We start from the raw sequence: 24,136 nt of genomic DNA on the forward strand, positions 1-24,136 counted from the left end.
CGGCCCCGCCCGCAGGCACACCTGTGGACCTGCTGGTTGAGGTGGGGCTTTCTAAGTCGTGCGAGGATCCGTTCTGTCTACATGCATGCAAATAGACTCGGTACTTTATATCCCAGTACACTCAGGGTGTCAAAGGTCACAGCAGCTCCTGCCACAGGGGGAACTGATCACAGAAAGTCCTTAAACTCATGACTCCTGCACCGGGTGCTCGCCGCTACTCCGGGGCTGACTATGTGTACTCCACCCTACGGGCGCAGATCATCTCACTGGAGCTTCCGCCCGGGCACCGGCTCCGGGAGACTGCACTTGCCCAGCAGATGAAGGTCAGCCGCACACCCGTGCGGGAGGCTCTGAGCAGACTGCTCAGTGAGAACCTGGTGGAGCAGAGTCCCACGGGAGGCACCTACGTCACCCCGCTGGATTTGGAGGACCTCCGCGAGCTCTATCTCATCCGCTCCGCACTGGAGGCGGTGAGCGCACGTGAAGCCGCACAGCATGCTTCCGCCGAAGACCTGGCAGAGATGGCAGATCTGCTTGAGCAGATGGAGCGCCTGCTGGACCGGGAGTCCGAAACACACCGGCTGGGCGCGCTTCTGCACGATGTGATCTTCCGGGCCGCAGGCATCCATCGCAGTGATGAGATGCTCCGCCAGATCCGCGGACACCTGCACCGCTACCGGATTCTCAGCAACCAGAACGCCAGCCGCCGCGAAGAGGCCTTCGCAGAGCACCGCCAGATTGTGGATGCCATCGCCTCCCACGATCCGGAAGCCGCCGAGCAGGCTATCCGCCAGCATGTGATGTCGGCCTATCAGGAGGTCAAAGCCCACCTTGAGGCCCAGGAGCCCACTCCCGCTCCCTAGCATTCTGCTCTGACTGAGATTGCTGCTGTGTATACACATAGCTGCGTGATCGGTCCATATTTTGCAGCAAATGTGCCTACATTCCACATTGGTGTATACACTAGAGGTATGCGAGCAAGTGACGCGGCATACACTGCGCTGCAGGACGAGATCCTGGAAGGCAGTCTGGCCCCAGGGACTGCGCTGGGTGAGGTGGAACAGTCCCAGCGGCTGGGGGTCTCCCGCACTCCGGTCCGGGAAGCCTTCTCCCGGCTGGTGGCCGCCGGCCTTGCCGTGCAGCACCCGCGCCGGGGCACCGTGGTCAGTGACATCTCCCTAGAAGATGTGGACCGCCTCTTCGAGGTCCGCATCCCTTTGGAGTCCCAAGCCGCCAGCCTGGCTGCTCAGCGCGGCCAGGCTGAGGTCTTCACCGGACTGGCAGAGGAGTTCGACGCCGCCCAGCTCACCCCAGACGCCGAGAGTCACTACCGCCTGGCCGCTCGGATGGACCAGGAGATCGACTCTGCGGTGGACAATCCCTACCTCAGCACCATGCTGAGCAATCTGCGGGTGCATCTGAGCCGGGTGCGTCGCCTGGCCAAGGACCAGCCCGAGCGGCTGGCCAAGTCTGCCGCGGAGCACCGTGACATCTGCTTAGGGATCGCCTCCGGGGATCCCCAGATGGCAGAGGCCGCCGCCAGGCTGCACCTGCGCCGCAGCCTGGGCTACATCTCCCAGCAGAAGCACCAGCTTTCCGAACCTGAACCAGCAACCTGAGAGGACACCATCCCATGATCGAGCACACCGTAGGGGTCCACCCCAGCTCCGCGAACCTGGCCCGCCAGGACCAGCTGGCCTATAAGATCGCCAAGGTCGCCGTGGACCCGGTGGCTGTGGAGGGCGAGGTCACCGAGATGGTGATCAACCGGATCATCGACAACGCCTCAGTGGCAGTGGCCTCCCTGAACCGGGCGCCCATCGTCTCGGCTCGGGCTCAGGCCCTGGCCAACCCGGTCTCCGCCGGCGGCAGCGGAGGCTCCGTGTTCGGCATCGGCCAGAAGTCCTCTCCCGAATGGGCTGCCTGGGCCAACGGGGTGGCCGTGCGCGAGCTGGACTACCACGACACCTTCCTGGCCGCCGACTACTCCCACCCCGGCGACAACATCCCGGCCATCCTGGCTGTGGCCGAGCACACCGGGCGCTCAGGTGCCGATCTGATCCGCGGAATCGCCACCGGCTACGAGATCCAGGTGGACCTGGTCAAGGCAATCTGCCTGCACAAGCACAAGATCGACCATGTCGCCCACCTGGGACCCTCCGCCGCAGCCGGCATCGGCACCCTGCTGGGCCTGGATGCCGAGACCATCTTCCAGGCCGTAGGTCAAGCCCTGCACACCACCACCGCCACCCGTCAGTCCCGCAAGGGCGAAATCTCCACCTGGAAGGCCCACGCCCCTGCTTTCGCCGGCAAGATGGCGGTGGAGGCCGTGGATCGTGCAATGCGCGGGCAGACCTCTCCGGTGCCGATCTATGAGGGTGAGGACGGTGTCATCGCCTGGATCCTGGACGGCCCGGATGCCGAGTACACCGTTCCGCTGCCCGCTGACGGGGAGCCTAAGCGCGCCATCCTGGACACCTACACCAAGGAGCACTCCGCCGAATATCAGGCTCAGGCCTGGATCGACCTGGCCCGCAAGCTGCACAAGGAGCACCCGGAGGTCACCGACCCGGCGAACGTGAAGTCGGTGCTGATCCGCACCAGCCATCACACCCACTATGTGATCGGCTCCGGGGCCAACGACCCGCAGAAATATGACCCCACCGCCTCCCGGGAGACCCTGGATCACTCCATCCCCTATATCTTCACCGTGGCCCTGCAGGACGGCAGCTGGCACCATGTGGACTCCTACGCTCCCGAACGCGCCGCCCGCCCCGACACAGTGGAGCTGTGGCACAAGGTCACCACTGAGGAGGACCCGGAATGGACCCGCCGCTACCACTCGCTGGACATCTCGGAGAAGGCCTTCGGCGGCTCGGTGGTGATCACTCTCAACGACGACAGCGTGATCACCGATGAGATCGCCGTGGCCGATGCTCACCCGCTGGGCGCCCGGCCGTTTGCCCGCGAGCAGTACATCAACAAGTTCCGCGTCCTGGCCGAGGACATTGTCGACGACGCCGAGGCCGACCGGTTCCTGGAGACCGTCCAGCGACTGCCCGAGCTCAGTGCCGAAGAGCTGGTGGGCCTCAATGTTCAGGCCGCCGGCGGCGTCGTCGATATTTCTGCCTCACCGAAGGGACTGTTCTAAAGATGCTGTACGCCAAGACCACGCCGGAGGCTAAGCGCAGAAAGCTGCGCGAGATCCTCACCCCCGGGGCGGCACGCCAGTTCCCGGGTACCTTTACTCCTCTGTCGGCGCCACTGATCCAGGAGAAGGGCTTCGATGGGCTCTATGTCTCCGGGGCGGTGCTGGCCAATGAGCTGGGGCTGCCGGATATCGGGCTGACCACCCTGACCGAGGTGGCACAGCGTGCCGGGCAGATTGCCCGGCTGAGCGATCTGCCTACCATTGTGGATGCCGACACCGGATTCGGTGAGCCGATGAACGTGGCCCGCACCATCCATGAGCTGGAGAACGCGGGGCTGGCCGGCTGCCATATTGAGGATCAGATCAACCCCAAACGCTGCGGGCACCTGGACGGTAAGGCCACTGTGGACACCGAGACCGCCACCAAGCGGATCAAGGCTGCCGCTGAGGCCCGCCGGGATGAGAACTTCCTGATCATGGCGCGCACCGACCTGCGGGCCGCCGAGGGCCTGGAGGCCGCCATCGACCGGGCCAAGGCCCTGGTAGCTGCCGGGGCTGATGCGATCTTCCCTGAGGCGATGAAGGACCTCTCCGAATTCGAGGCCGTCTGCCAGGCGGTGGATGTTCCGGTGCTGGCGAATATGACTGAGTTCGGCAAATCAGAGCTGTTCACCCGCGAGCAGCTGGCCAGCGTGGGCGTGGCGCTGATCATCTACCCGGTGACCTCGCTGCGCTCAGCCATGGGGGCGATCGAGCGGACGCTGGACACCCTGGTGGCCGAGGGCACCCAGGGGCCGGCGGTAGAGTCCATGATGACACGGGCCCGGCTCTACGAACTGGTGGACTATGAGGCCTACAGCAGCTTCGATGCCGGGATCTTCGACTTCGACGTACCCGGACAATTCAACAACTGATGTGCTGAACCAGACTGACAAGGAGACGATGATGTCTGAAGAGACCGTCTATAAGGGGCTCGCCGGAGTGGTGGCCGACTACACCGCCATCTCCAAGGTCAACCCGGAGACCAACTCGCTGCTCTACCGCGGCTACCCCGTCCAGCAGCTGGCTGCCAAGCTCAGCTTCGAGGAGGTCGCCCTGCTGTTGTGGACCGGTGAGCTGCCCAGCGAATCCGAGCTGGCGGAGTTCATGACCTTCGAGCGGGCCAACCGGGCCTTAGACCCCAAGGTCAAGGCCTCCATCGACCTGCTGCCCACCGACTGCCACCCGATGGATGTGGGCCGCACGGCGGTCTCGGTGCTCGGTGCCAATGATCCGACCTCTGAGGAGTCGGACCCGGAGACTGAGCTGACCAAGTCCAAGAAGCTCTTCGCCGCCTTTCCCGCTGTGGTGGCCTATGACCAGCGACGACGCCGCGGCCAGCAGGTGGTCGAGCCCCGGGAGGACCTGGACTACTCGCAGAACTTCCTCTGGATGACCTTCGGCGAGGAGGCTGCCCCGGAAGTGGTCGATGCTTTCCGGGTCTCGATGGTGCTCTACGCTGAGCATTCCTTCAACGCCTCCACCTTCACCGCCCGGGTGGTCACCTCCACTCTGGCCGACCTGCACTCAGCGATCACCGCAGCGATCGGCGCGCTGAAGGGGCCGCTGCACGGCGGGGCGAACGAGGCGGTGATGCACACCTTCGAGGAGATCGGCATCCGCAAGGAGGAGACCCGCGAGGAGGCCGCCGCCCGGGCCAAGACCTGGATGGAGGAGGCTCTGGCGCAGAAGAAGAAGGTGATGGGCTTCGGCCACCGGGTCTACAAGAAGGGCGACTCCCGGGTGCCGACTATGAAGGCGGCCCTGGATGCGATGATCGAGCACTACGGCCGCGGTGAGATCCTAGGCCTCTACGACGGCCTGGAGCAGGCGATGGATGAGGCTAAGGGGATCAAGCCCAACCTGGACTACCCAGCAGGGCCCACCTATCACCTGATGGGCTTCGACACCGAGCTGTTCACCCCGCTGTTCATCGCCTCTCGGATCACCGGCTGGACCGCCCACATCCTGGAGCAGCGGGCCGCCAACTCCCTGATCCGCCCGCTGAGCGCCTACAACGGACCTGATGAGCGGCTCTTGGAGAGATAGGCCCACCCGTTGAGGCACACATGTTCCTCGCAGGCCCTGCCGTATCAGGCAGGGCCTGCTTCTTTCCAGCCGATGAGGCCCACGACATTGCCCTCCGGGTCAGCGATCTCCCCTTGAATCTCCACATGGCCGGCCGGTCCCAGTGCACCGTCCTGATGTGTGAACAGAGGCCGGGGCTCCACCAGCACCTGTGCGCGAGGACGCATCCGGTCTATCACCGCTTGAACATCGTCAACACTGAAATAGACGATTGCACTGGTGGCCTTGGGATCGAGCATGAGCCTCAGCCCCTCGACATCGAAGAAGGTCATAGGGGGCTCAGGGAACTGCGCACTGGGTCCACGGCCCAGCAGCTCAGTATAGAAAGCCACCGAAACTTCCATATCTGTCGCCTTCTGAGCGACCTGATGCACTCTCATCACACCTCCATATATAGCTTTACTTGCTGTTCATAGCTATGCTAACATATTGCTGTGCCTCCAACAGATCTGACCACGGCCGGGCTGCTGAACTCCGGCGCTATCCACCTGCTGCGCGGCCTGCGTCCCGTTGATGCGAGCAGCGGCCTGACCCCGGCTCGTCTTTCGGCTCTCTCCGCCCTCGTGTTCGGAGGCCCCAGCACGCTGACCGCCCTAGCCCGCACAGAGGGGGTGGCCGGACCCACCATGACCCGGATTGTGACCGCCCTGGTGGACCTCGGCCTGGCAACCCGAACCGCGCATAAGGACAACGCCCGGATGGTGACCATCTCCGCGACGCCGGCGGGCAGCGACCTCATGCACAGCGCCGCCCGCCGGCGTCTGGAGACCATCAATGAGGCGATGGAGCTGCTTCCCTCAGCCGACCGGAGGGCGCTCTGCGCTGCTGCTCCAGCACTGCGTGAGCTTGCCCGGATCATCCGCGAAAAGCACGGTTGAGTCCAGGCGGAGAACTGTCCAGCACAACCTCTGGCGCAGACCGCGCAGGCGCCTATGCTCCCACTGCTCGTGAATGAGCTGAGGCCCCCGCACCTGATATCCCACTGGGGGGATTAGATCACTGGTGGTGGCAGCTCTCATGGCCCGGTATAGCGTCCTTGAGGACGTAATCTCAGCGGCTTCTCGGCGTATTCAGAAATGGCGTGGGCGATCCAGCCCACTGAGCGGCCCAGCCCGAAGAGCAGCGGTCCGTCGCTGTCCTGCATGTCTGCGGCAACGGTGATCGCAGCCAGCGCTAAGTCGAGGTTCGGCTTGAGTGTGCTGCGTTGGCTCACTGTCTCCGCCAGAGCCTGCACAACGGCCGAGACCTCCGGGCCACGAGGCAGGTCAGGGAGGAGCTCCAGCAAGGTGCGTGCGCGGCAGTCACCGGCTGCATAGAGGAAGTGACCGAACCCGGGAAGCCGGGCGGCCGAGGTGCTGATCGCCTCACCGAGAGCATGCTCCGGTGCCTGCCCTTCCAGCACTGAGCGCAGCAACGCAGCAGCTGACACACTGGTGTTTCCGTGCAGCGGGGAGGCGAATGATCCCAGTGCGCTGGCGAGCACCGAGTAGCCTGAGGCGCGCCCGGATGCGGCGATGCGTCCGGACAGGGTCGAAATGGCCAAGTCATGGTCGATGGTGAGGATGAGGGCGGCGTTGAGAGCACGGACGTGCTGTGTCTGCGGTGAGTGCGGTGACAGTGCTAGCCACAGTGCATCGGCGACGGTCAGCGCTTCCCGCGAGGCATCCCCGCCCAGCAGGTGCGGCACGCCGAGCAGGAACCGGGCGCCAGCCCGATGCAGTGCCTCCGCAGAGGCACCTTCCCTCCAGGGGTCGGTGATGCCCAAGCCAATGGCCGATGCGCTGAGCTGGTCAATACGGCTGGCACCCGCCGGCAAAGCCTCCAGGAGAACCGCAGCCCGGGCGAGGTCCTGCTGCGGCGGTGGAGTCAAAGGCGCCTCCCAGTCCGCACACCAGATCCAGGCGGCAACCCGTTCCACAGTGCTGGTCAGCGCCAGCTCCCGTGCGGACTGGCCCCGGAAATACAGCTCGTCGTCTTCGACCACCGCCAGATCGGTGTCGAGCACCATCAGCGGCCTGGCTACCACCGATCCGCGACGGACCACTGACCTAGGGGTCCGCCTGAGGGCCAGCTCCTCCACATCGAGCGGATTGAACCGGGAACCTTCCGGTGTGCGCACACGGGCCAGCTGCCCACGTGAAACATAGGCGTAGAGCGTCTCGACCTTGATGCCGAGGCGGCCGGCGGCCTCGTCTGAGGTCAGCATCCGAGGCTCATCAGGAGAGCGCACATTGATCCAATCAACATTGATCTATTCATCGTCATGATTAGACCATGAATCGACCACCCAGCACACCGAGGAGACGGAGCCTGCTATGAGCGCTGACCGGATGGATGACACCTTGATCGATGTTCCCCGGGGTTTGACCAACGTTGCAGTGACGAACACTGCCATCAGTCAGGTCCGCGGACATGAGGGCTATTACCAGTACCGCGACCAGTCGGCAATCGGCCTCGCCCAGTCCGCGACGTTCGAGCAGGCCTGGCAGCTGCTGGTCCACGGAAAGCTCTCCGGGGACGACGCGTTAGCCGAGTTCGCTGCCGACACTCAGCTCAAGTACGCAGGACTGGTCACTGAGATCACCAGGGCGATCATCTCGGCCTCGGGCACGGGCCAGGTCGATGCTATGACGGGATTGAAGACTGCGCTGCCGCTGGTTTCGCAACCCCTGGGCATGCAGCCGCTGTACGACCTTGATGAGGCAGAGCGTATGCAAAATGCCGGCGTTCTCGTCGCGCTGACCCCAGATCTGCTTGCCTCGTTCCACCGGCTCTCTGGAGGGGAAAGCGCCGAGGCGCCGGCCGCTGTGACCGGTCTGGTGGCACGATACCTGCAACAGGTCACCGGCACGGCACCGGAGGCTGCCTGCCAGCGCGCTCTGAGCGCATACCTGGTAGCGGCGATGGAACACGGGTTCAATGCCTCGACCTTCACCGCCCGGGTGATCGCCTCAACCGGTGCCGATGTTGCTTCCTGCCTGACCGGAGCGCTGGGCTCTCTTACCGGCCCACTCCACGGTGGGGCGCCGGCCCGAGCTCTGGACACACTGGATGAGGTCGAAAACACCCACGGCGATGTCGAAGGATGGCTGCGAGCAGAGATCTCCGCTGGGCGGCGGCTCATGGGCTTCGGCCACCCGGTGTACCGGACGGTTGATCCGCGATCGCAGATGCTCAAGCAGGTCGTCACCGACCTGGGAGGTCCTAGGGTTGAGCGGGCTCTGGAGTTTGAGCAGACCGCCGAACGTGTGCTGGCCGAACTCAAGCCCGGCCGGGCCCTGCACACCAATCTCGAGTTCTACGCATCGGTCCTCATGGAGCGCTGCGGAATTCCGCGGGAGATGTTCACCGCGACCTTTGCCGTGGGCCGGGTGGTGGGATGGACCGCCCATATCCTGGAACAAGCCCGTGACTCCAAGATCATCCGGCCCTCCGCACGGTTCACCGGACCAGATATCCAACCCGGTACATAGCTTCGGCCTACCCCGCAACCCTAGCTCAAGGACGCTCAGTACCGCTGCTCAGCGCACGCTCCAGCGGGATGCTTCCATCCTGCCACGGGGTCAGTATCCATACCAGCACGTAGAGACCCACGCCCACCACCGGAAGCAGGAAGGACAGCAGGACCAACAGCCGGGCCAGCCACACGTTGATACCCAGTCCTTCGGCAATTCCACCCGCTATGCCGCCAAGAAGCCGCTGCGGTCCACGGCGAAAGCCGATGCGACGAATAGCGTCGAAGAAGCTGTTCATGGCATGGACACTACGCCGATCCCATAGCTATGACAAGACGGGGTTGGCGCTCAGGGTTGTCAGCGGCCCAGTACATGGCGCAGGGCGGCCTCGAGACTCGGGTGTCTGAACCCGAAGCCGGTACCCAGTGCCTTCTCAGCACTGGCCCGCTGATCCGCCAAGGCCAGCTCCCTGGCGCCCTGCTCGCCGAGCAGCAGCTTCGGTCCGAGGGAAGGCACCGGAAGTGCCGCCGGACGGCGCAGAACATCGGCGAGCACCCGCGCATAGGCCTGCGCACTGGCCGGCTCGGGTCCGACACCGTTGACCGGGCCTTCCACCGAGGGGCTGAGCGCTGTGTGCACGAAGAGGGAGGCGATGTCATCGATGCTGATCCAACTCTGCCACTGATCATCACCTAGCGGGCCTCCGAGCCCGGCGGCGAACAGCGGGAGCATCTGCTGCAGCACTCCCCCGGCCGGGCTCTGGACGATCCCGGTGCGGATCATGACCACCCGCACCCCGGCCTCGTGCGCCGACTCGGTGGCCTGTTCCCAGGCCCGACACACCTCGGCCAGGAAATCCGTCCCCGCAGGCAGGTCCTCGGTCAGCAGTTCCATCGAGTGGCTGCGCTGCTCAGGGGTCGCCCCGTAGAAGCCGACCGCCGATCCGTTGATCAGCGCCCGACCGCGCGGGTCCCGGGTCTCCGCATCCGCTAGAGCCTTCGCAATCAGCTCGGTGCCGGCTACCCGGGAGGACCTCACCTTCTCCTTATGCGCTGTGGTGAAACGTCCGGCCAGCGGATGACCAGCCAGGTGGATCACCACATCAACCTCTTCCAGATCCGCCGGATCCAAGGTGCCGGCCTCCGGGTCCCAGAGAATCTCCCCGCCCGCTGCCTGAGAAGAATCAGGGGTCCGCCGCACCATAGGGCGCACCTGCACCCCTGCTCCGCTCAGCAGTGCGCAGACCTGGCGGCCGATGAGTCCCCCTGAGCCACTGACCGCGGCCACACGTACACTCTGACCAGGATTCTCCCCCTCCTGCGAAGCGAGCATTCCATGGCTCTGGTGAAAGGCCAGGTCTTGGGTGGTCTGGCGTTGTCTGAAGTCGAAGATCCGCCGAAGCTCAGCCTCCATACGAGACTCCACAGCCGATGCGACCGCCCGGGGCAGCCGGTCTGTCAACGGCAGCTGGTACTCGACTGTCTCCTTGATGATCGTACCGGCGCCGTCGTCGTCGAACCTGTGCTCATGCCGCCATTGTGAGGCCGGACCGGAGACCATCTCATCGCTGAAACCGCGGCCGGGTTCGAAATCGGTGTGGCGGGCCTGCCAACGCATCCAGGAGCGCAACGGCAGCGATGTGGCGGTGCTGACCATATCAGCAGCGGCAGTCACAGCCGTGCCCAGCAGACCCGGCAGGTTGATGCCCAGTACCGACTCCGATCCGGTCTCCAAGCCTCGGGACGGTTCGCTGAGCACTCGTCCGGCGAAGGGCGGATGCAGCCGGGTCAGCGCACCGGGCCGCGAATACCAGGCAAAGACATCTTCGCGGGAGAAAGGGAGGCGGGTCTGATACTCAAAGGTCGGCATGGCGACTCCTGACTAAGCGGTTACTGGTGAAGCTACCAGTTCAGCCTGTACGCGCTCAGAGCAGGCCAAGGTTCTCGGCGAAGGACCGGAGGCGTTGGGTCATGGCCCCGGCATAGTTTTCCCGGCGCTATCCTGTCTCGGTCTGCCTGCCTGCCAGTGGGATGCGCCAGCCAAAGCGCAGCGAGAGCATCCTCAGGGTGAAGACCAGCACGGAGATGGCGATGCCGCTCCAGACGCTGAACACACCGAGTTCCAGAGTGAGCACGGTGACTCCGGCGCCGAGCATCGCCGGGATCGCATAGACACCATGGGGGTTGAACAGTTGCGGGGTCTCATTGGCGACCACATCGCGCAGTGTCCCTCCACCGACCCCGGTGGTCAATCCCAGCAGCACGCAGGCCACCGGGTTCAGTCCGGCCTCATAGGCGATGACTGCTCCGATCAGGCAGAACAAGGACAGTCCCATCGCGTCGAAGACCAGGAGTGTGCGGCGCAGTCTGTTCTCATGCAGAAGCCGCACCGCCACCAGGATGACCGCCAGTAGCACCGGAACGAGCACCAGCGGGTTCACCAGTGCCAGCGGCGGGCCCTGGGCGATCAGCAGGTCGCGGGCTACTCCCCCGCCGAATCCGGCCAGGCTGGCCAGCAGCAGTGAGCCGATCAGATCGAACCGTTTCTGGGCGGCCAGCAGCGCACCGGAGACCGCGAATGCGAAGATGCCCAGAAGTTCCAGGGGCAGCAGGAGGACATCCACTGTTCAAGAGCCTTTCTTCGAATATCGGCAGTTCACAGCGCGCGCGGATGGGCTGTGACGTACTGACTGCGCAGGGATTCGGCGGTGACCTTGGTGTAGATCTGGGTGGTCGTGACAGAGGCGTGTCCGAGCAGCTCCTGGACGGTGCGGATATCCGCACCGCCTTCGAGCATGTGGGTGGCACAGCTGTGCCGCAGGGTGTGCGGGGAGACCTCAGCGGTGATCCCGGCAGCCTCAGCAGTCTTCTTCAGCGCCTCCCATGCCGACTGCCGGGACAGCCTGCCGCCGAGTTTGTTCAGGAACAGCGCAGCTGAGGCGCGCCGGCCGGTCCGCTCCGCCAGGGCCGGCCGGCCGGAGGTCAGGTAGTCGCCGAGGGCCTTCTGCGCCATCCGCCCCAGCGGCACCATCCGCTGCTTATTTCCTTTGCCCGTCACCCGGACCAGTACCAGGCCCCGTTCCCCTGAGCTGTGGATCGAGTGCACATCGTCCACATCCAGGGAGACAGCCTCCGTGATCCGGGCACCGGTGGCGTAGAGGAACTCCAGGAGCGCTCGGTCCCGCAGACCCAGCAGCCGGGAGGGGCTGGGGGTCTCAATGAGTCGGGTGACCTCGTCGACGCTGAGTGCCTTGGGCAGTGACTGGGTGAGCGCAGGAGCTGTGACTTCTGCGGCGGCGTCGTAGCCGGTGCGGCCCTCCTGGGCCCAGTATTTGTGTGCCCCACGCACTGCGGCGAGCATCCGGGCTGTAGATCGCTCCGCCAGCGCAGTGCCCCCGTCAGCACCGGTGGTGACCGTCTGTAGGTAGTCAGCAATATGCCCCGGGTCAATCTGGTCAGAGGCCTGCAGCCCCGCTTGGCGCAGATGGGCAGCATAACGGATGAGATCCCGTTCATAGGAGGCCAGGGTGTTGGCCGAGGAGCCGCGCTCGATGCGCAGATGGGCCAGATAGTCAGCGATCTCAGGCCAGAGCGGGCTGGCCTCAGCCGCCTCCCGAAAGTCCACGTCAGCTACGGCTGCGGGCCAGCCCTGCGCCGATCAGCCCGGCGAAGAGCGGGTGCGGGTTGGTGGGCCGGGACTTCAGCTCGGGGTGAGCCTGGGTGGAGACGTAGTAGGGGTGCACGTCCTTGGGCAGCTCCACGAACTCCACCAATAATCCGTCCGGGCTGGTCCCGGAGAACACCAGGCCGGCCTCAGCCAGCTGGTCGCGGTACTCGTTGTTGACTTCGTAGCGGTGCCGGTGCCGTTCCGAGACCTCAGTGGTGCGGTAGGCTTCGGCCACCACGCTGCCCTCGGCAAGCTTGGCGTCATAGGCGCCCAGGCGCATGGTGCCGCCCAGATCCCCGACGCCCTCCACAATGGACTTCTGCTCAGCCATAGTGGCGATCACTGGGAATTTGGTCTCCGGGTCGAATTCAGTGGAGTTGGCCTGTGTCATGCCCAGCACGTTGCGGGCATATTCCATGACCATGGTCTGCAGGCCGAGACAGAGGCCGAGTGCGGGCAGTCCGTTTTCGCGGGCGTAGCGCAGGGCTCCGATCTTGCCGTCGAGCCCGCGCACACCGAAGCCGCCCGGCACACAGATGGCATCGACTCCGGCCAATGACTTTGCTGCGCCCTCGGGGTCGGCGCAGAGGTCTGATGGCACCCAGCGGATCTTGGTGCGCGCGTTGTGCGCGAAACCCCCGGCACGCAGGGCCTCGCTGACAGAGAGGTAGGCATCGGGCAGATCGATGTACTTGCCGACCAGGGCCACCTCCACCTCATCGTCAGGGTTGTGGACCACGTTGAGCAGCTGGTTCCACTTGCTCCAGTCCACGTCCTTGAACTTCAGGTCCAGGGCCTGGACCACATAGGCGTCGATGGCCTGCTTATGCAGGATCTTGGGGATGTCGTAGATGGAGGGAGCATCTGCGCAGTTGATCACCGCATCGGCATCCACGTCGCACATCCGGGAGATCTTGCCGCGGATATCTGCAGGTAGCTCCCGGTCGCTGCGCAGCACGATCCCGTCTGGCTGGATGCCCAGTGATCGCAGGGCGGCCACGGAGTGCTGGGTGGGTTTGGTCTTCAGCTCCTGGCTGGGCCCGATATAGGGCACCAGGGAGACGTGCAGGAAGAAGACGTTCCCCCGTCCCACGTCCTGACGCAGCTGCCGGGCGGCCTCAAGGAAGGGCTGGGACTCGATGTCACCCACGGTGCCGCCGATCTCGGTGATGATCACATCGGGAGCTTCGCTCTCGGCTCCCTCGGCAGGCAGCCGCATCCGGCGTTTGATCTCATCGGTGATATGGGGAATCACCTGGACGGTATCGCCAAGATAGTCGCCGCGGCGCTCTTTCTCGATCACTGTGGAGTAGATCTGCCCGGTGGTGACATTGTTGAGCCCGTCGAGGTTCTCGTCCAGGAACCGTTCGTAGTGCCCGATGTCCAGGTCAGTCTCTGCCCCGTCCTCGGTGACGAACACCTCACCGTGCTGGAAGGGGTTCATGGTGCCGGGGTCCACGTTGAGATAGGGGTCCAGCTTCTGCATGACCACGTTGAGTCCGCGACCCCGCAGCAGATGTCCCAGCGACGAGGCGGTCAGACCCTTGCCGAGGGAGGAGACCACACCCCCGGTCACGAAGATCTGCCGGGTGATGTCCGGGCCGTTCTGATTCCTGGAGTTAATGCGCTGCGCCACGGAGTTCCAGCCTATCACTCGGTACGGGTTATCTGATCACCAGGCCCGGTCGAGCCGAGCGAAGGTCCGTCTGCGGAATCTTCCGCGGCGATTGGGGAGCGTGAGCGAGGCGGCGCCGTCTGCCGGGCAGCTTCCAGAAGCTCGGCTGCGTGTGCCCTCGCTGATTCGGAGTCCTCCTGGCCGGCCAGCATCCGGGCCAGCTCTCCCACCCGCTCTTGCTGGTCCAGGACACGCACGTCAGAAGCGGTCACTGAAGTCTGCGCATCGTCGTGCTTATGGACCCGGATGTGGTGGTCTGCGTAGGCGGCCACCTGGGGCAGGTGGGTAACCACGATGACCTGGGTGTGTTTGGCCAATGCGGCGAGCCGGCGACCGATCTGCACGGCGGCCTTGCCGCCTACCCCGGCGTCGACCTCGTCGAAGATGAAGGTCCCGGCCTGCTGCTGTTCGGCCAGCACTACCTCCAGGGCCAGCATCACCCGGGAGAGCTCACCACCAGAGGTGCCTTTGCCCAACGGCATCGGGGCTGCTCCGGAATGCGGGGACAGCAGCAATCCGACAGTGTCGGCACCGTAGCGGCCCAGCTCCGGGGCAGCCTGCACCTGAACCACCAGGCGGGCCTGCGGCATGGCCAGGGCGGCCAGTTCTTCCTGGGCTGCCTCAGCCAGCCTCTGCCCTGCTACCCGGCGGAGCTGGGTCAGCTTCTCAGCCTGGGCCTGCAGCTGGTTCTCCAGCTGTTGCACCACGTTGGTGAGCTCCTCGATCCGGTCAGTGTCTGACTGCAGTGTGCTCAACCGTGCCCGGGACTGCTGAGCCCAGGTGAGCACATCGGTGATCTCGGGCCCGTAGAGGCGCAGCAGCTTGTCGATCGCAGCGCGGCGGGCGTGGATCTGGGCCAGCCGCTCGGGTCCGGTTTCGTCCAGTCCGGCCGCGTAGGCGCCCAGTTGGGCGGCGGCGTCGGAGAGCAGGGTGGAGACCTCGGCCAGCTGCTGGGCAATCTGCTCCAGTTCTTGGTCCTGGTCGGTCACTGGAGTCAGTGCTGACTGGGCGGCCTCCAACAGCTGGGCGGCGTTGGGTCCGGTCTCCAGCACCTCAGCGGCGTCTCCCCCGGAGAGCACAACCTGGGCGGTGCGGGCTGCCTCACGCAGGCTCTCCACGTTGTCCAGCTTGACTGATTCTGCCTTGAGCTGCTCATCTTCCCCAGGGGTCGGCTCTACCGCATCGATGGCTTCCAGTGCCTGCTGCAGGTGCTCGGCCTCGCGGCGGCGCTCCAGCTCATTGGCAGTGATCTCCTCCAGCTCGGTCTTCTGCTGCTGGTAGGAGGTGAACTTCTGCTGATAGTCGGCCAACAGCTGGGCAAACTCCGCTCCGGCGTATGCGTCCAGGGCTGACCGCTGGGCTGCCGCTGATTTCAGCCTCAATTGGTCGGACTGACCGTGCACGGTGACCAATTCTGCGCCCACCTGCCCGAGCACGCTGACTGGTACGGCCCTGCCTGCCACACTGGCGCGGCTGCGGCCTCTGGCGCTGATCGCACGCCCCAGCAGCAGCAGCGGTTCGGCACCGGGTTCGGCATCGTCATCATCCTCATCCAACACCGCGGCCTCTGCGGCTCGGGCCAACGCTGGGTGACCGGCAGGCACAGCGATCTCAGCATCCACCGCCGCCTTATCAGCCCCGGAGCGCAAACTGGAGGATTCAGCACGGGCACCCAACAGCAGGCCGAAGGCGGTGACCACCATGGTTTTTCCTGCTCCGGTCTCCCCAGTCACCACATTGAGTCCGGGGGCCAGCTCCAGCTCAGCACGCTCGATGACTCCAAGACCACTGATGCTCAGATGCTCAATCATCTACGCCTAGACCTCCTCCCCGCCTTCCATGGAGGGCAGAGTGTTGGAGGCCTCCACCGGTCCGCGCCAGCCGGTGGTGGGGAGGTTGAACTTGTCCACCAGTCGCTGGGAGAACGGAGTCTGGTGCACCCGGGCCAGCAGCACAGAGGTCTCCGAGCGGGTCACCTCGACCCGCGCACCCAAGGGCAGCTCCATGGAACGGGACCCGTCGCACCAGAGAATGCCCTGTTCCTCACCGCGGGGCAGCAGCTCAACACCCATCACTGAGTCAGGGTCCACCACCAGGGGTCGTGCGAAAAGCGCATGAGCTGAGATCGGGACCATCACCAAGGCCTGCACCTCGGGCCAGACCACCGGCCCGCCTGCGGAGAAGGCGTAGGCGGTGGAACCGGTGGGGGTGGCCATCACCACGCCGTCGCAGCCGAAGGCCGAGACTGGGGCTCCATCGATCTCGATGACCAGCTCGATCATCCGCTGCCGGGAGGCCTTCTCGATACTGGCCTCATTCAGCGCCCAGCTGGACCCTAAGTGCTGATCGGCCTGCCAGACCTGCACATCCAGGGTCATCCGCTGCTCCACCGTGTAGTTCTGCTGGATCACCCATTGCACGGATTCGTCCAGCTGGGTGCGCTCGGACTCGGCCAAAAACCCCACATGACCCAGGTTCACACCCATCAGCGGCAGCCGAGCGTTACGCACCCGGTGGGCGGCGCGCAGGATGGACCCGTCACCGCCGAGCACCATGCCGATCTCGCAGTCGGCCAGGGCGACCTCCCGGTCAGCCACTGCTACATTGACTGCAGCTAACTGATCGCTCACGGCGGCAGTGATGGCTTCCAGATCGTGGGCAAGCATCACCGGCCTCAGCCCGGCGGAGTGGAGGTTCTGAGCCACGGTGACCGCTGCGTCTACGGCGTCACGCCGGCCGGTGTGTGCCAGCACCAGCACTGCCCGCATAGGCTCTCCTCCCCTCCGCTTGCTCTCAGCCGGTCATTCTCAGCCGGGGCACGGCTCCTGAATCTCACTGAGCCTCAGTCGCCGAACTCGACACTGCCCAGCCTATCCCCCACTGCGGAGATGGCTTCAGCCGGCTCACGCTGCAGCCACAGAAAGAACTCGGCGTTGCCGTCCTGGCCCGGCAACTGGGACCGCGCGATCCCACGCGGCCACAGGCCTGCCTCCTCGGCGGCTGTGATCACGCCCTCCACGGCTTCGCGCCGCTGGTCAGGGCTGCTGACCACCCCGGTGCGGGAAAGCCGCTCCCTCCCGATCTCGAACTGCGGTTTGACCATCAGCAGCAGGTCAGCCCCTCCTGCCGCCTGGCCGGCAAGCGCCTGCACCACCAGTCGCAGTGAGATGAAGGACAGGTCTGCAACGATCAGTTCGAAGGGCTCCCCCAGCTCACCAGGCTGCACATACCTGAGGTTGATGCCTTCCACCGTGGTCACCCTGGGGTCGGTGCGCAGCTGCTCAGCCAGCTGGTCCCGGCCCACATCGGCGGCCACCACATGCTCCGCGCCCCTGCTGAGCAGCACCTGGGTGAACCCGCCGGTGGAGGCTCCGGCGTCCAAGCAGCGCTTTCCCTCCGGGCTGATCTGCTCAAATGCCTCCAGTGCCCCGAGCAGCTTATGGGCCGCCCGGCTGACCCAAAGGTCCCCATCGGTCACCTGCAGCTGCGCACCGGGCTGCACTTTGGCTGCCGGTTTGCGCACGACGACGCCGCCCACCTCCACCTGCCCACTGGCGATCAGCTGGTGGGCCCGGCTCCGGCTGGACACCAGGCCGGCAGTGACCAGTGCTTTGTCGAGGCGCTCAGCCATGGTTCAGTCAGTGGTCAGCCGACTGGTTAGTCTGCTCAGTGGACTTCAGCCGCTCAGTGAGCTGCTGGTGCAGCTGCTGAGCCTCGCGGATCTGTTCCTCCACCTCTTCCGGGGTGAGCGGCTCATCTGGCGAGATGGCGGTGTCGCCGGTGTGGGGCTCAGTCATCACAGGCTCCAGTGCTTTCCGCTGAAGAGGTCGTCTAAGGTTTTGAGAATCAGGTCGGGGGACTCTTCGCCATGGGCGTTGCGGGCCTGTTCCTCCGTGCTGGCGCCTGTGAGCACCAGGGCGGTGGTGTAGCCGGCGCGGTTGCCGCCGAGCACATCGGTGTCCAGCCGGTCGCCGATCACCAATGGCGCTTCGAGACCCAGCGATTCGGCGGCCTGGGTGAACATGACGGGCTCCGGCTTGCCTGCGGCACGAGGGCGTGTACCGGTGGCGAAGCTGACCGCTTCCACCAATGCGCCGTTGGCCGGTGCGATGCCGTTCTCCCGGGGCACGCTGCGGTCCAGATTGGTGGCGAACCACTGGGCCCCTGCGTTGATGGCATAGGAGGCCTCTGCGAGGTCTTTCCAACCAAGCCCCGGATCGAAGCCCTGGATCACCGCCTCGGGAGTCTCCGCTGCGCTGGTGACCACGGTGTACCCGGCCTGCCTGCACAGCTGGCGCAGTGAGTCGCTTCCGGTGACCAGGACTTTTGCTGGTGCCGGGAGGTGCTGGCCCATCAGGGCGACTCCGGCTGGAGCGGAGCCGAAGACCTCGCCCGGCTCGGCGTCGATACCCAGTTCCACCAGGTGCTCAGCGATCTGCTCGGCGGAGCGCGAGGCGTTGTTGGTGACAAAGGCGCAGGACTTGCCCTGTTCCTTGAGCGTGGCTACAGCCTCAGGTGCGCCTGGGACTGCATCAGCCCCGCGGTAGAGCACACCGTCGAGGTCGAAGAGGACCCCGTCGTGAGAGTCAATCAGTGGGATGCTCATGCGCGGACTTCCGGCAGCACGTCTTTGACCCGTGGCAGGGTGGGCTCTTCTTCATCCTCGTCGTCGAAGTCGAGGATCTCCGGCTCTTCAAAGGCTCCGGTGCCCAGCGCATTCTCGGCCACCGGGATTTGGGCACTCCACTTGCGGGCCTCCTCGTCCTGCCCGAGTGCGTGCAGCACCTCGGCGTAGGCGGCATAGAGGCGCGGGCTGAAGGGGTAGGCGCGGTTGAGATTGAGCTCAGGGATTTCCAGGACCGCCTTGGCACCGGCGACGTCGCCGGCTTCCCTGTGTGCCCCGGCAAGCACCATGGCCAGTTCGGCACGGGCTGTGCCGGTCAGCTGCTGGGCTTCGGGCTCCTGGGTCAGCTCGATGGCTTTATCCGGTTTGCCCACTGCGCGCAGACAGTCGGCAATCACCGGCAGGTGGGTCTGATCCCCGCTGATCCTGCGGTAGGTGCGCAGTTCACGCAGCGCCTCAGCGTAGTCGCCTGCCGCATAGGCAGCCAGGCCCACGGCCTCGCGGACTATGGCCAGGCGTCCGCCGCGGCGGGATGCGGCCAGGGCGTGCTCGAAGGCCAGTTGAGGATCAATGTCAAGCAGGCGGCCGGCCATCACCAGGTGCTTGGCCACCCATTTGCGGTTGTTGTCGGTGAGCGTGGACAGTTGACGGGCGGCCTCCCGGTCAAGCTCCTTGCCGGTGACGTCCTCGTCGATCTCCGGGGAGCGTTCCCGATCCTCCCGGTTGGCCCGGCGCAGGTCCCTGGGATTATGCGAGAGCTGCTCAGGGTCCTCGCGCTCTTCACGCTGACGCGGGCGGTGAGGTCTGCGGTCGTTCATCGGCTGGTCTCGTTTCGTCACTGGAACAGGATACCGGCGTGAGCAGGTTCAAACCGCGAAAGTCCGATGGGATCGCTAAAAGTTCTGCCGGCTACTCCAGACGTGTCACCGAGTCCGCAGCGTCAATCACCACAGGATCGTGACTGGCCACAAGCACGCTGGACCCGGAGTCTGTGACCGCCTGAGCCGCTGCCACTACATCTGTTGCTGTAGCTACGTCCAGGCTGGCGGTGGGTTCGTCCATGCAGAGCACTCTGGGGCGCAGCAACAGGGCGCGGCCGATGGCAAGGCGCTGCCGTTCCCCGCCTGAGAGAGCTCCGGCCGGGTTTCGGGAGACATCTTTGAGGCCTAGCAGCTCCAGAACCTCATAAGCCCGCTCCCGCTCAGCAGCCTTGACCCCCTGCGGAACTGCAGGCACCAGCACGTTGTCCAGTGCGGAGAGTTCGGAGATGACGGTCGTGTCCTGATCCACATAGCCCATGTGCTCCCGCCGCAGCCTGGCCAGTGCGTCCCGGGACAGTTGGCGGATGTCTTGTCCGCTCCAATACACCGTTCCCTCGTCAGGAATCTGGGTGCCAATCGCTACTCGGAGCAGGCTGGTCTTGCCGGAACCGGAACGACCGGCGATGCAGTGAAATGCGCCCGCTTCGAGAGCCAGATCAAAGCCCTCAGCCACATGGCGTCGGCGACCATGGGCATCGTCATAGCCGATCGTGATACCAGACAGCTGCAGAACGCTGCTCATCACACCACCACCTGGTACTCCGCATAGAGTTCTTTGGCGTAGTGCGCCGCCCACCACGCCGCGCCCGCCACAACGACCGCCGGCATGACTGCGCTGATGGCAATAACAACGGGCGCATATTCCCCAATGTCCTGGATAAGACCGACGCCGGTTCCTGCCGCCGCAGCCAGCACAGCGGCAGGCAGGACAGCTGCGAACAGTTGGTGACGGACCATTCTGCCCAACTCCTGCTGCGTCCACCCGACGGTGAGCAGTACTCGGTGCTGGGCATTGTTCTCATGGAGCTGGGCACGGATTCCAGAGAGCAGCATGATCATTCCTGCGGCAGCTGCGGCTACACCGAGGACCGCCTGCGGCAAGAGCAGCTGGGAAGTCACCACATCAGCGATGCGAGACATGCCGGAGGTCAGACGTGCAGAAGCCACAACCAGTACATAGGTCACCGAAACCGCCACAAGTATCAGAACCCCCATAACAGTCAGCGCCATGCTCCCCGGTGAGGAGTAGGCGATCCGTCGACCCATCGCAGAGACCCGTGCCGCCGGACGAGTCACTCGCTGCCGCGTTCGCCAGCTGCTGTAGGGGCTGCGGCTAGTAGCAAACCATGTAGTGACCACGATGACCAGAATCACAGCTCCGAGCGCCGCCCAGTTTCCGAGCATGGTCCCAGGCCGCGTTCCGAGGAGCGCCACTGCTGCGGCGCCAGCTATCAGCAGAACCACCGCGGGCGCTTCCTCAATGAGGAACCACGCCAAGGTCCTCCCTTGCCCCCAACCTTGGGTTTCAAGCATGGCAGCCTCTCGCCGACGCGGCGAAAGGTTTTGCAGCTGCACTGCTACCGCCAAGGCGGTCACTCCGATAAGCGCGATGGCCAACAAAGTCCAACTCGCGGCCATCTGTGTCTCCTCGACATGCACAGCGGCCCCCAGGGAAGTCCACTCCTCCAGTGTCCAACCGAGGTCGCTGCCGTCAGCGAAGTATTCGGGCACATACATTCCCACCGGCGCCATCGAAGCTCCTGCTACTACACGTACTGTGAGTCCCAGCTCTGAGATATCAGCTGCAACCGCTTCAATGCGCGAGATGGACTGAGACGAATAATCCTCCACACCTTCAACCCGGACACGGACCACATCCGCGGCGACACCTCCCCGGAGTTCCTCATAAGCGGTGAAGGAGGTAATACCACCTGGCGGCGGCAACACGATTCCCTGGCCGCTGAACGAGGGCTCAAGCGTGTTTCCTTCATACTCATTCTCTTCAATGACAGTCACCTCGCTTGCCACATAGGTGCCCAGTGGAGCGTAAGAGGGGTGGTTCACCACGTCATCGAGTTCCTCAGGGATGTATGAACCCACTGGCGCGAACAAAGGCTCCCCACTCACTTCCCCGGGTATCTCATTAAGCTCGCGGTAGGCCTGTTCCCGGATTGACGACTGATCCAGTGCCACGGAATCCAAGGGGGCCAACATCACAGCATCCTCGGCAGCTTCAGGGGGCTCTATACTCTCAGAAGCATCTGGATCAACTCTGAGCGGTTCCACCAATCTCGGCTGAATGGCAGGTTCAGATGTTCGGGAGCTTCCCGGCGGGGCCTCAATTCCTTCAATAAGCGACAGGGAAAGATACGGCATCGTGAAAGGTGTCAGTTCTTCTGATATCCGAATCTCCTCACTGAACTCGTTCGCTATGGGCGCCTCGTCCACATCCACACTCAACTCGCCGGTGGCCAGGAACTCTGCGGCAATCTCCTCAGGCACGTTCAATTCTTCGACTGCCAGAACACTCCTCAATTCAGGGTAAGCATTCTGGTTGACAACAACTGGAATGACGGGCCCGGGAACATAATCTTGTTCATCCTCATCGAAATATTCGTACTGACCAACATGGGGCATTCCAGTTCCGCCCAGGAGTTCTTCATCGAGAAAATCATCCAGGCACTCTCCTCTGGGCACCTCCTCATAATTGAGGTTCTCACCACCTCGAAAATCGACACATCGCTCATCTTCTCCTGTTTGACGGAGATCATCGAAAGCTCCCAGATTTTGGATCATACCCCCAAATTCCCCCAGTAATTCAGACTCAGCTGAGGGATCAACGGCTATAAGGCCTGAGGATAACGCTGGGACTGCATAAACGTTGATGGCAACCATCCAACTGTCCTCATCAAAAGTGCCTGCTGCAAGGTTGAAGCCGTCCCCGACTGCCTCTGCTTCAGGAAATTCTTCCCCAGGTCCCGTGGCCAGATACAGTTCCTGGTCCACAGACTCTTGATCACGTAATCCATCACTGTGCTCAACCCTTACAAAGATCCTGGTCAAGCGGGGACGCTCGAAATATTCAGACTCCGCACCAGCTGGGTCTCCTGCTATGAGCATGGCCCCGTAACTAGGATTCTCAAGTTGACCAACAAAAGCCAAAGGGGCAGCAACCGCAACATCCTCAAGATTATAGATTCTCTCAAGCAGTTCGCCGTCGATCTCCCTCGAACCCGATAACCCAGAAAAATTCGGCTGAATCAGTTCCCCGCTTTGTCCTATTTCATCAACATATTCACTTTCACTGAGAACAAGAAGATCATAAGCGCCACGCCAATTATCTTCAATTGACTCAGAAATAGTCACCTGCGAATGCTGCACAAGAAGAGACGCCGAGACGGCACATACAACGAGCGTGAAACAAGCAAATATCGACCCGAGCCGTCGAAAGATCCGCTTCCTCAGGCCAGCTAACATGTCCGATGCTCAACTGACGACTACCGGCAAGCGCCAGTTCCCGCACCCACGTGCGTTGTGGCATACACCGGGCCGCCGACACCAAAATCCGGATTTGATATATTGCCAAGCCAGAATGTTTGGTTATAGCTCATCGAGTTCCTGCATACGTGGAAATGATGGCTAAAAACTGTCGATCCGCCATTGCTCTGCGGAGGGTATTGAGCAGCATAGCCATCACCGAACTCAACGTTTCGCTCATACGAGCCTGTCCCCGTCCAAGAAAATGTCCATGAGGCTTCTTCTCCCGAAATAACACTCTGTTCCGTGGGAGTGACTCCTATATTCGTCACGTTAGCATGTGAACTGCTGAGCCCAAATAGGAGGACAACAAAAAGGACTACTGCTGTAAAGCTCACTCTCAGACGCATCCTAAACTCCCTAACAGGCGCCCGTAGCCGCATTGACGTGTGTATCAGCAAAATCTTCCCCGGCAACCAGAGTGCCTGGGGTCAGCAAAAACCGCTGCTCATATGTCCTAGAAGTACTACAATTATGGAATCGGTGACTGTCTGAACGGCTCCCACCGTTTGTCTGCAATGGAAAGGTCGACGAATACCCATCACCGTAATAAAGGACTGGCCTCAACGTGCCAGATCCAGTCCAGGACATCGTCCATGATGCAAGTTCACCAGAATCTCGGACTTGAGCGGGAGGGGTCAGAGTTATCGTCTCTACGTTCACGTTATCAGGCCCAGGACTTTCGTCAGGACGAGGCTCGGAGCTTCCAGGACTCAGTACAAGAGGTAGAAGAGAAACAGCGACGACTGAACTGCGTAACACTCCAGCAAACACGCTTATCACACCTTTTTGATATAAATCACATACCAGATATGGCTAGCAAAGATACTACGGTCCTCAGCGCGCCGTCAACCTCCGAGCCAGTCCAATTACAGCGTGCATTCAGCTGGCACACCCCCGAACAAACAGCAGAAGGCCCCCGGTCTCTGCGTCTTTGCAGAGACCGGGGGTTTTCTTTTAGTGTGTGTCCGGCGGTGTCCTACTCTCCCACACTCTTCCGGGTGCAGTACCATCGGCGCTGTGGGTCTTAGCTTCCGGGTTCGGGATGGGACCGGGCGTTTCCCCCACGCTATGACCGCC

22 protein-coding genes and 1 rRNA gene are annotated in these 24,136 nt (G+C 63.5%); 7 read left to right on the forward strand and 16 right to left on the reverse strand.

The genetic code is table 11. From position 1 onward, the window contains the following. The first annotated feature begins 188 nt into the window (after nucleotides 1-188). The 5 genes from F0311_RS02510 (at nucleotide 189) to F0311_RS02530 (ending at nucleotide 5,239) form a co-directional block, all read left to right on the forward strand. Nucleotides 189-863, forward strand: a complete 675-nt coding sequence (locus F0311_RS02510; protein ID WP_150460384.1) for a GntR family transcriptional regulator — start codon at nucleotides 189-191, stop codon at nucleotides 861-863. Nucleotides 864-971: 108 nt separating this feature from the next. Further along, on the forward strand, nucleotides 972-1,619 hold the full coding sequence (locus F0311_RS02515) for a GntR family transcriptional regulator (protein ID WP_150460385.1): 648 nt from the start codon (nucleotides 972-974) through the stop codon (nucleotides 1,617-1,619). A gap of 14 nt (nucleotides 1,620-1,633) precedes the next feature. Continuing rightward, the gene (locus tag F0311_RS02520) at nucleotides 1,634-3,151 is read left to right on the forward strand and encodes an MmgE/PrpD family protein (protein ID WP_150460386.1); all 1,518 of its coding nucleotides are present in this window, start codon (nucleotides 1,634-1,636) and stop codon (nucleotides 3,149-3,151) included. 2 nt (nucleotides 3,152-3,153) lie between these two features. Further along, nucleotides 3,154-4,065 carry a methylisocitrate lyase gene (gene prpB, locus F0311_RS02525; protein WP_150460387.1) on the forward strand — a complete coding sequence of 304 codons (912 nt, stop codon included), beginning with the start codon at nucleotides 3,154-3,156 and terminating at the stop codon, nucleotides 4,063-4,065. 31 nt (nucleotides 4,066-4,096) lie between these two features. Beyond that, entirely contained in the window at nucleotides 4,097-5,239 is a 1,143-nt protein-coding gene (locus tag F0311_RS02530; RefSeq protein ID WP_150460388.1) for a bifunctional 2-methylcitrate synthase/citrate synthase, read from the forward strand. Nucleotides 5,240-5,283: 44 nt separating this feature from the next. Here F0311_RS02530 and F0311_RS02535 read toward each other — a convergent pair whose 3' ends face one another. After that, nucleotides 5,284-5,658: a VOC family protein gene (locus F0311_RS02535; RefSeq protein ID WP_150460389.1), complete on the reverse strand. Its 375-nt coding sequence runs from the start codon at nucleotides 5,656-5,658 to the stop codon at nucleotides 5,284-5,286. Between the two features lie 54 nt (nucleotides 5,659-5,712). Here F0311_RS02535 and F0311_RS02540 point away from each other — a divergent pair, with 54 nt between their 5' ends. Continuing rightward, nucleotides 5,713-6,156 (forward strand): MarR family winged helix-turn-helix transcriptional regulator, encoded by a 444-nt coding sequence (locus F0311_RS02540; RefSeq protein WP_191089697.1) that lies wholly within the window; start codon nucleotides 5,713-5,715, stop codon nucleotides 6,154-6,156. Between the two features lie 137 nt (nucleotides 6,157-6,293). Here F0311_RS02540 and F0311_RS02545 read toward each other — a convergent pair whose 3' ends face one another. After that, on the reverse strand, nucleotides 6,294-7,484 hold the full coding sequence (locus F0311_RS02545) for a citrate synthase (RefSeq protein WP_150460391.1): 1,191 nt from the start codon (nucleotides 7,482-7,484) through the stop codon (nucleotides 6,294-6,296). 109 nt (nucleotides 7,485-7,593) lie between these two features. Here F0311_RS02545 and F0311_RS02550 point away from each other — a divergent pair, with 109 nt between their 5' ends. Further along, a complete protein-coding gene (locus tag F0311_RS02550; RefSeq protein WP_150460392.1) occupies nucleotides 7,594-8,751 on the forward strand; it encodes a citrate/2-methylcitrate synthase in 1,158 nt (385 codons plus the stop codon). 25 nt (nucleotides 8,752-8,776) lie between these two features. On the opposite strand, the gene F0311_RS02555 is transcribed toward F0311_RS02550, so the two are convergent. From F0311_RS02555 to rrf, 14 genes are all read right to left on the reverse strand, one after another. After that, complete coding sequence (locus F0311_RS02555; RefSeq protein ID WP_150460393.1) at nucleotides 8,777-9,031, reverse strand: PspC domain-containing protein; 255 nt, start codon at nucleotides 9,029-9,031, stop codon at nucleotides 8,777-8,779. A 59-nt stretch (nucleotides 9,032-9,090) separates the two neighbouring features. Further along, nucleotides 9,091-10,602, reverse strand: coding sequence for a TIGR01777 family oxidoreductase (locus F0311_RS02560; RefSeq protein ID WP_150460394.1), 1,512 nt, complete (start codon nucleotides 10,600-10,602; stop codon nucleotides 9,091-9,093). Nucleotides 10,603-10,729: 127 nt separating this feature from the next. Next, entirely contained in the window at nucleotides 10,730-11,356 is a 627-nt protein-coding gene (locus tag F0311_RS02565; protein WP_150460395.1) for a trimeric intracellular cation channel family protein, read from the reverse strand. A gap of 32 nt (nucleotides 11,357-11,388) precedes the next feature. Then, the gene (gene xerD / locus F0311_RS02570; protein ID WP_150460396.1) at nucleotides 11,389-12,357 is read right to left on the reverse strand and encodes a site-specific tyrosine recombinase XerD; all 969 of its coding nucleotides are present in this window, start codon (nucleotides 12,355-12,357) and stop codon (nucleotides 11,389-11,391) included. A gap of 1 nt (nucleotide 12,358) precedes the next feature. Then, entirely contained in the window at nucleotides 12,359-14,053 is a 1,695-nt protein-coding gene (locus F0311_RS02575; protein WP_150460397.1) for a CTP synthase, read from the reverse strand. After that, the gene (gene recN / locus F0311_RS02580; RefSeq protein WP_150460398.1) at nucleotides 14,050-15,885 is read right to left on the reverse strand and encodes a DNA repair protein RecN; all 1,836 of its coding nucleotides are present in this window, start codon (nucleotides 15,883-15,885) and stop codon (nucleotides 14,050-14,052) included. Before recN ends, F0311_RS02575 begins: the two co-directional genes overlap by 4 nt. 6 nt (nucleotides 15,886-15,891) lie before the next feature. Next, nucleotides 15,892-16,842 (reverse strand): NAD kinase, encoded by a 951-nt coding sequence (locus F0311_RS02585; protein WP_150460399.1) that lies wholly within the window; start codon nucleotides 16,840-16,842, stop codon nucleotides 15,892-15,894. Between the two features lie 74 nt (nucleotides 16,843-16,916). Further along, complete coding sequence (locus F0311_RS02590; protein ID WP_150460400.1) at nucleotides 16,917-17,705, reverse strand: TlyA family RNA methyltransferase; 789 nt, start codon at nucleotides 17,703-17,705, stop codon at nucleotides 16,917-16,919. A 7-nt stretch (nucleotides 17,706-17,712) separates the two neighbouring features. Then, on the reverse strand, nucleotides 17,713-17,871 hold the full coding sequence (locus tag F0311_RS17890; RefSeq protein WP_191089698.1) for a hypothetical protein: 159 nt from the start codon (nucleotides 17,869-17,871) through the stop codon (nucleotides 17,713-17,715). After that, complete coding sequence (locus F0311_RS02595; protein ID WP_150460401.1) at nucleotides 17,871-18,680, reverse strand: HAD-IIA family hydrolase; 810 nt, start codon at nucleotides 18,678-18,680, stop codon at nucleotides 17,871-17,873. Before F0311_RS02595 ends, F0311_RS17890 begins: the two co-directional genes overlap by 1 nt. Beyond that, nucleotides 18,677-19,537, reverse strand: a complete 861-nt coding sequence (locus tag F0311_RS02600; protein WP_150460402.1) for a tetratricopeptide repeat protein — start codon at nucleotides 19,535-19,537, stop codon at nucleotides 18,677-18,679. Before F0311_RS02600 ends, F0311_RS02595 begins: the two co-directional genes overlap by 4 nt. A gap of 70 nt (nucleotides 19,538-19,607) precedes the next feature. Beyond that, nucleotides 19,608-20,261: an ABC transporter ATP-binding protein gene (locus F0311_RS02605; protein WP_150460403.1), complete on the reverse strand. Its 654-nt coding sequence runs from the start codon at nucleotides 20,259-20,261 to the stop codon at nucleotides 19,608-19,610. Next, a complete protein-coding gene (locus F0311_RS02610) occupies nucleotides 20,261-22,885 on the reverse strand; it encodes a hypothetical protein (RefSeq protein WP_150460404.1) in 2,625 nt (874 codons plus the stop codon). The genes F0311_RS02605 and F0311_RS02610 overlap by 1 nt, the downstream gene beginning before the upstream one ends. 1,137 nt (nucleotides 22,886-24,022) lie before the next feature. Continuing rightward, nucleotides 24,023-24,136, reverse strand: a 5S ribosomal RNA gene (gene rrf / locus F0311_RS02615); the annotation flags it as partial.

Source organism: Nesterenkonia ebinurensis (genome assembly GCF_008711175.1).
GTDB classification, from domain to species: domain Bacteria; phylum Actinomycetota; class Actinomycetes; order Actinomycetales; family Micrococcaceae; genus Nesterenkonia; species Nesterenkonia ebinurensis.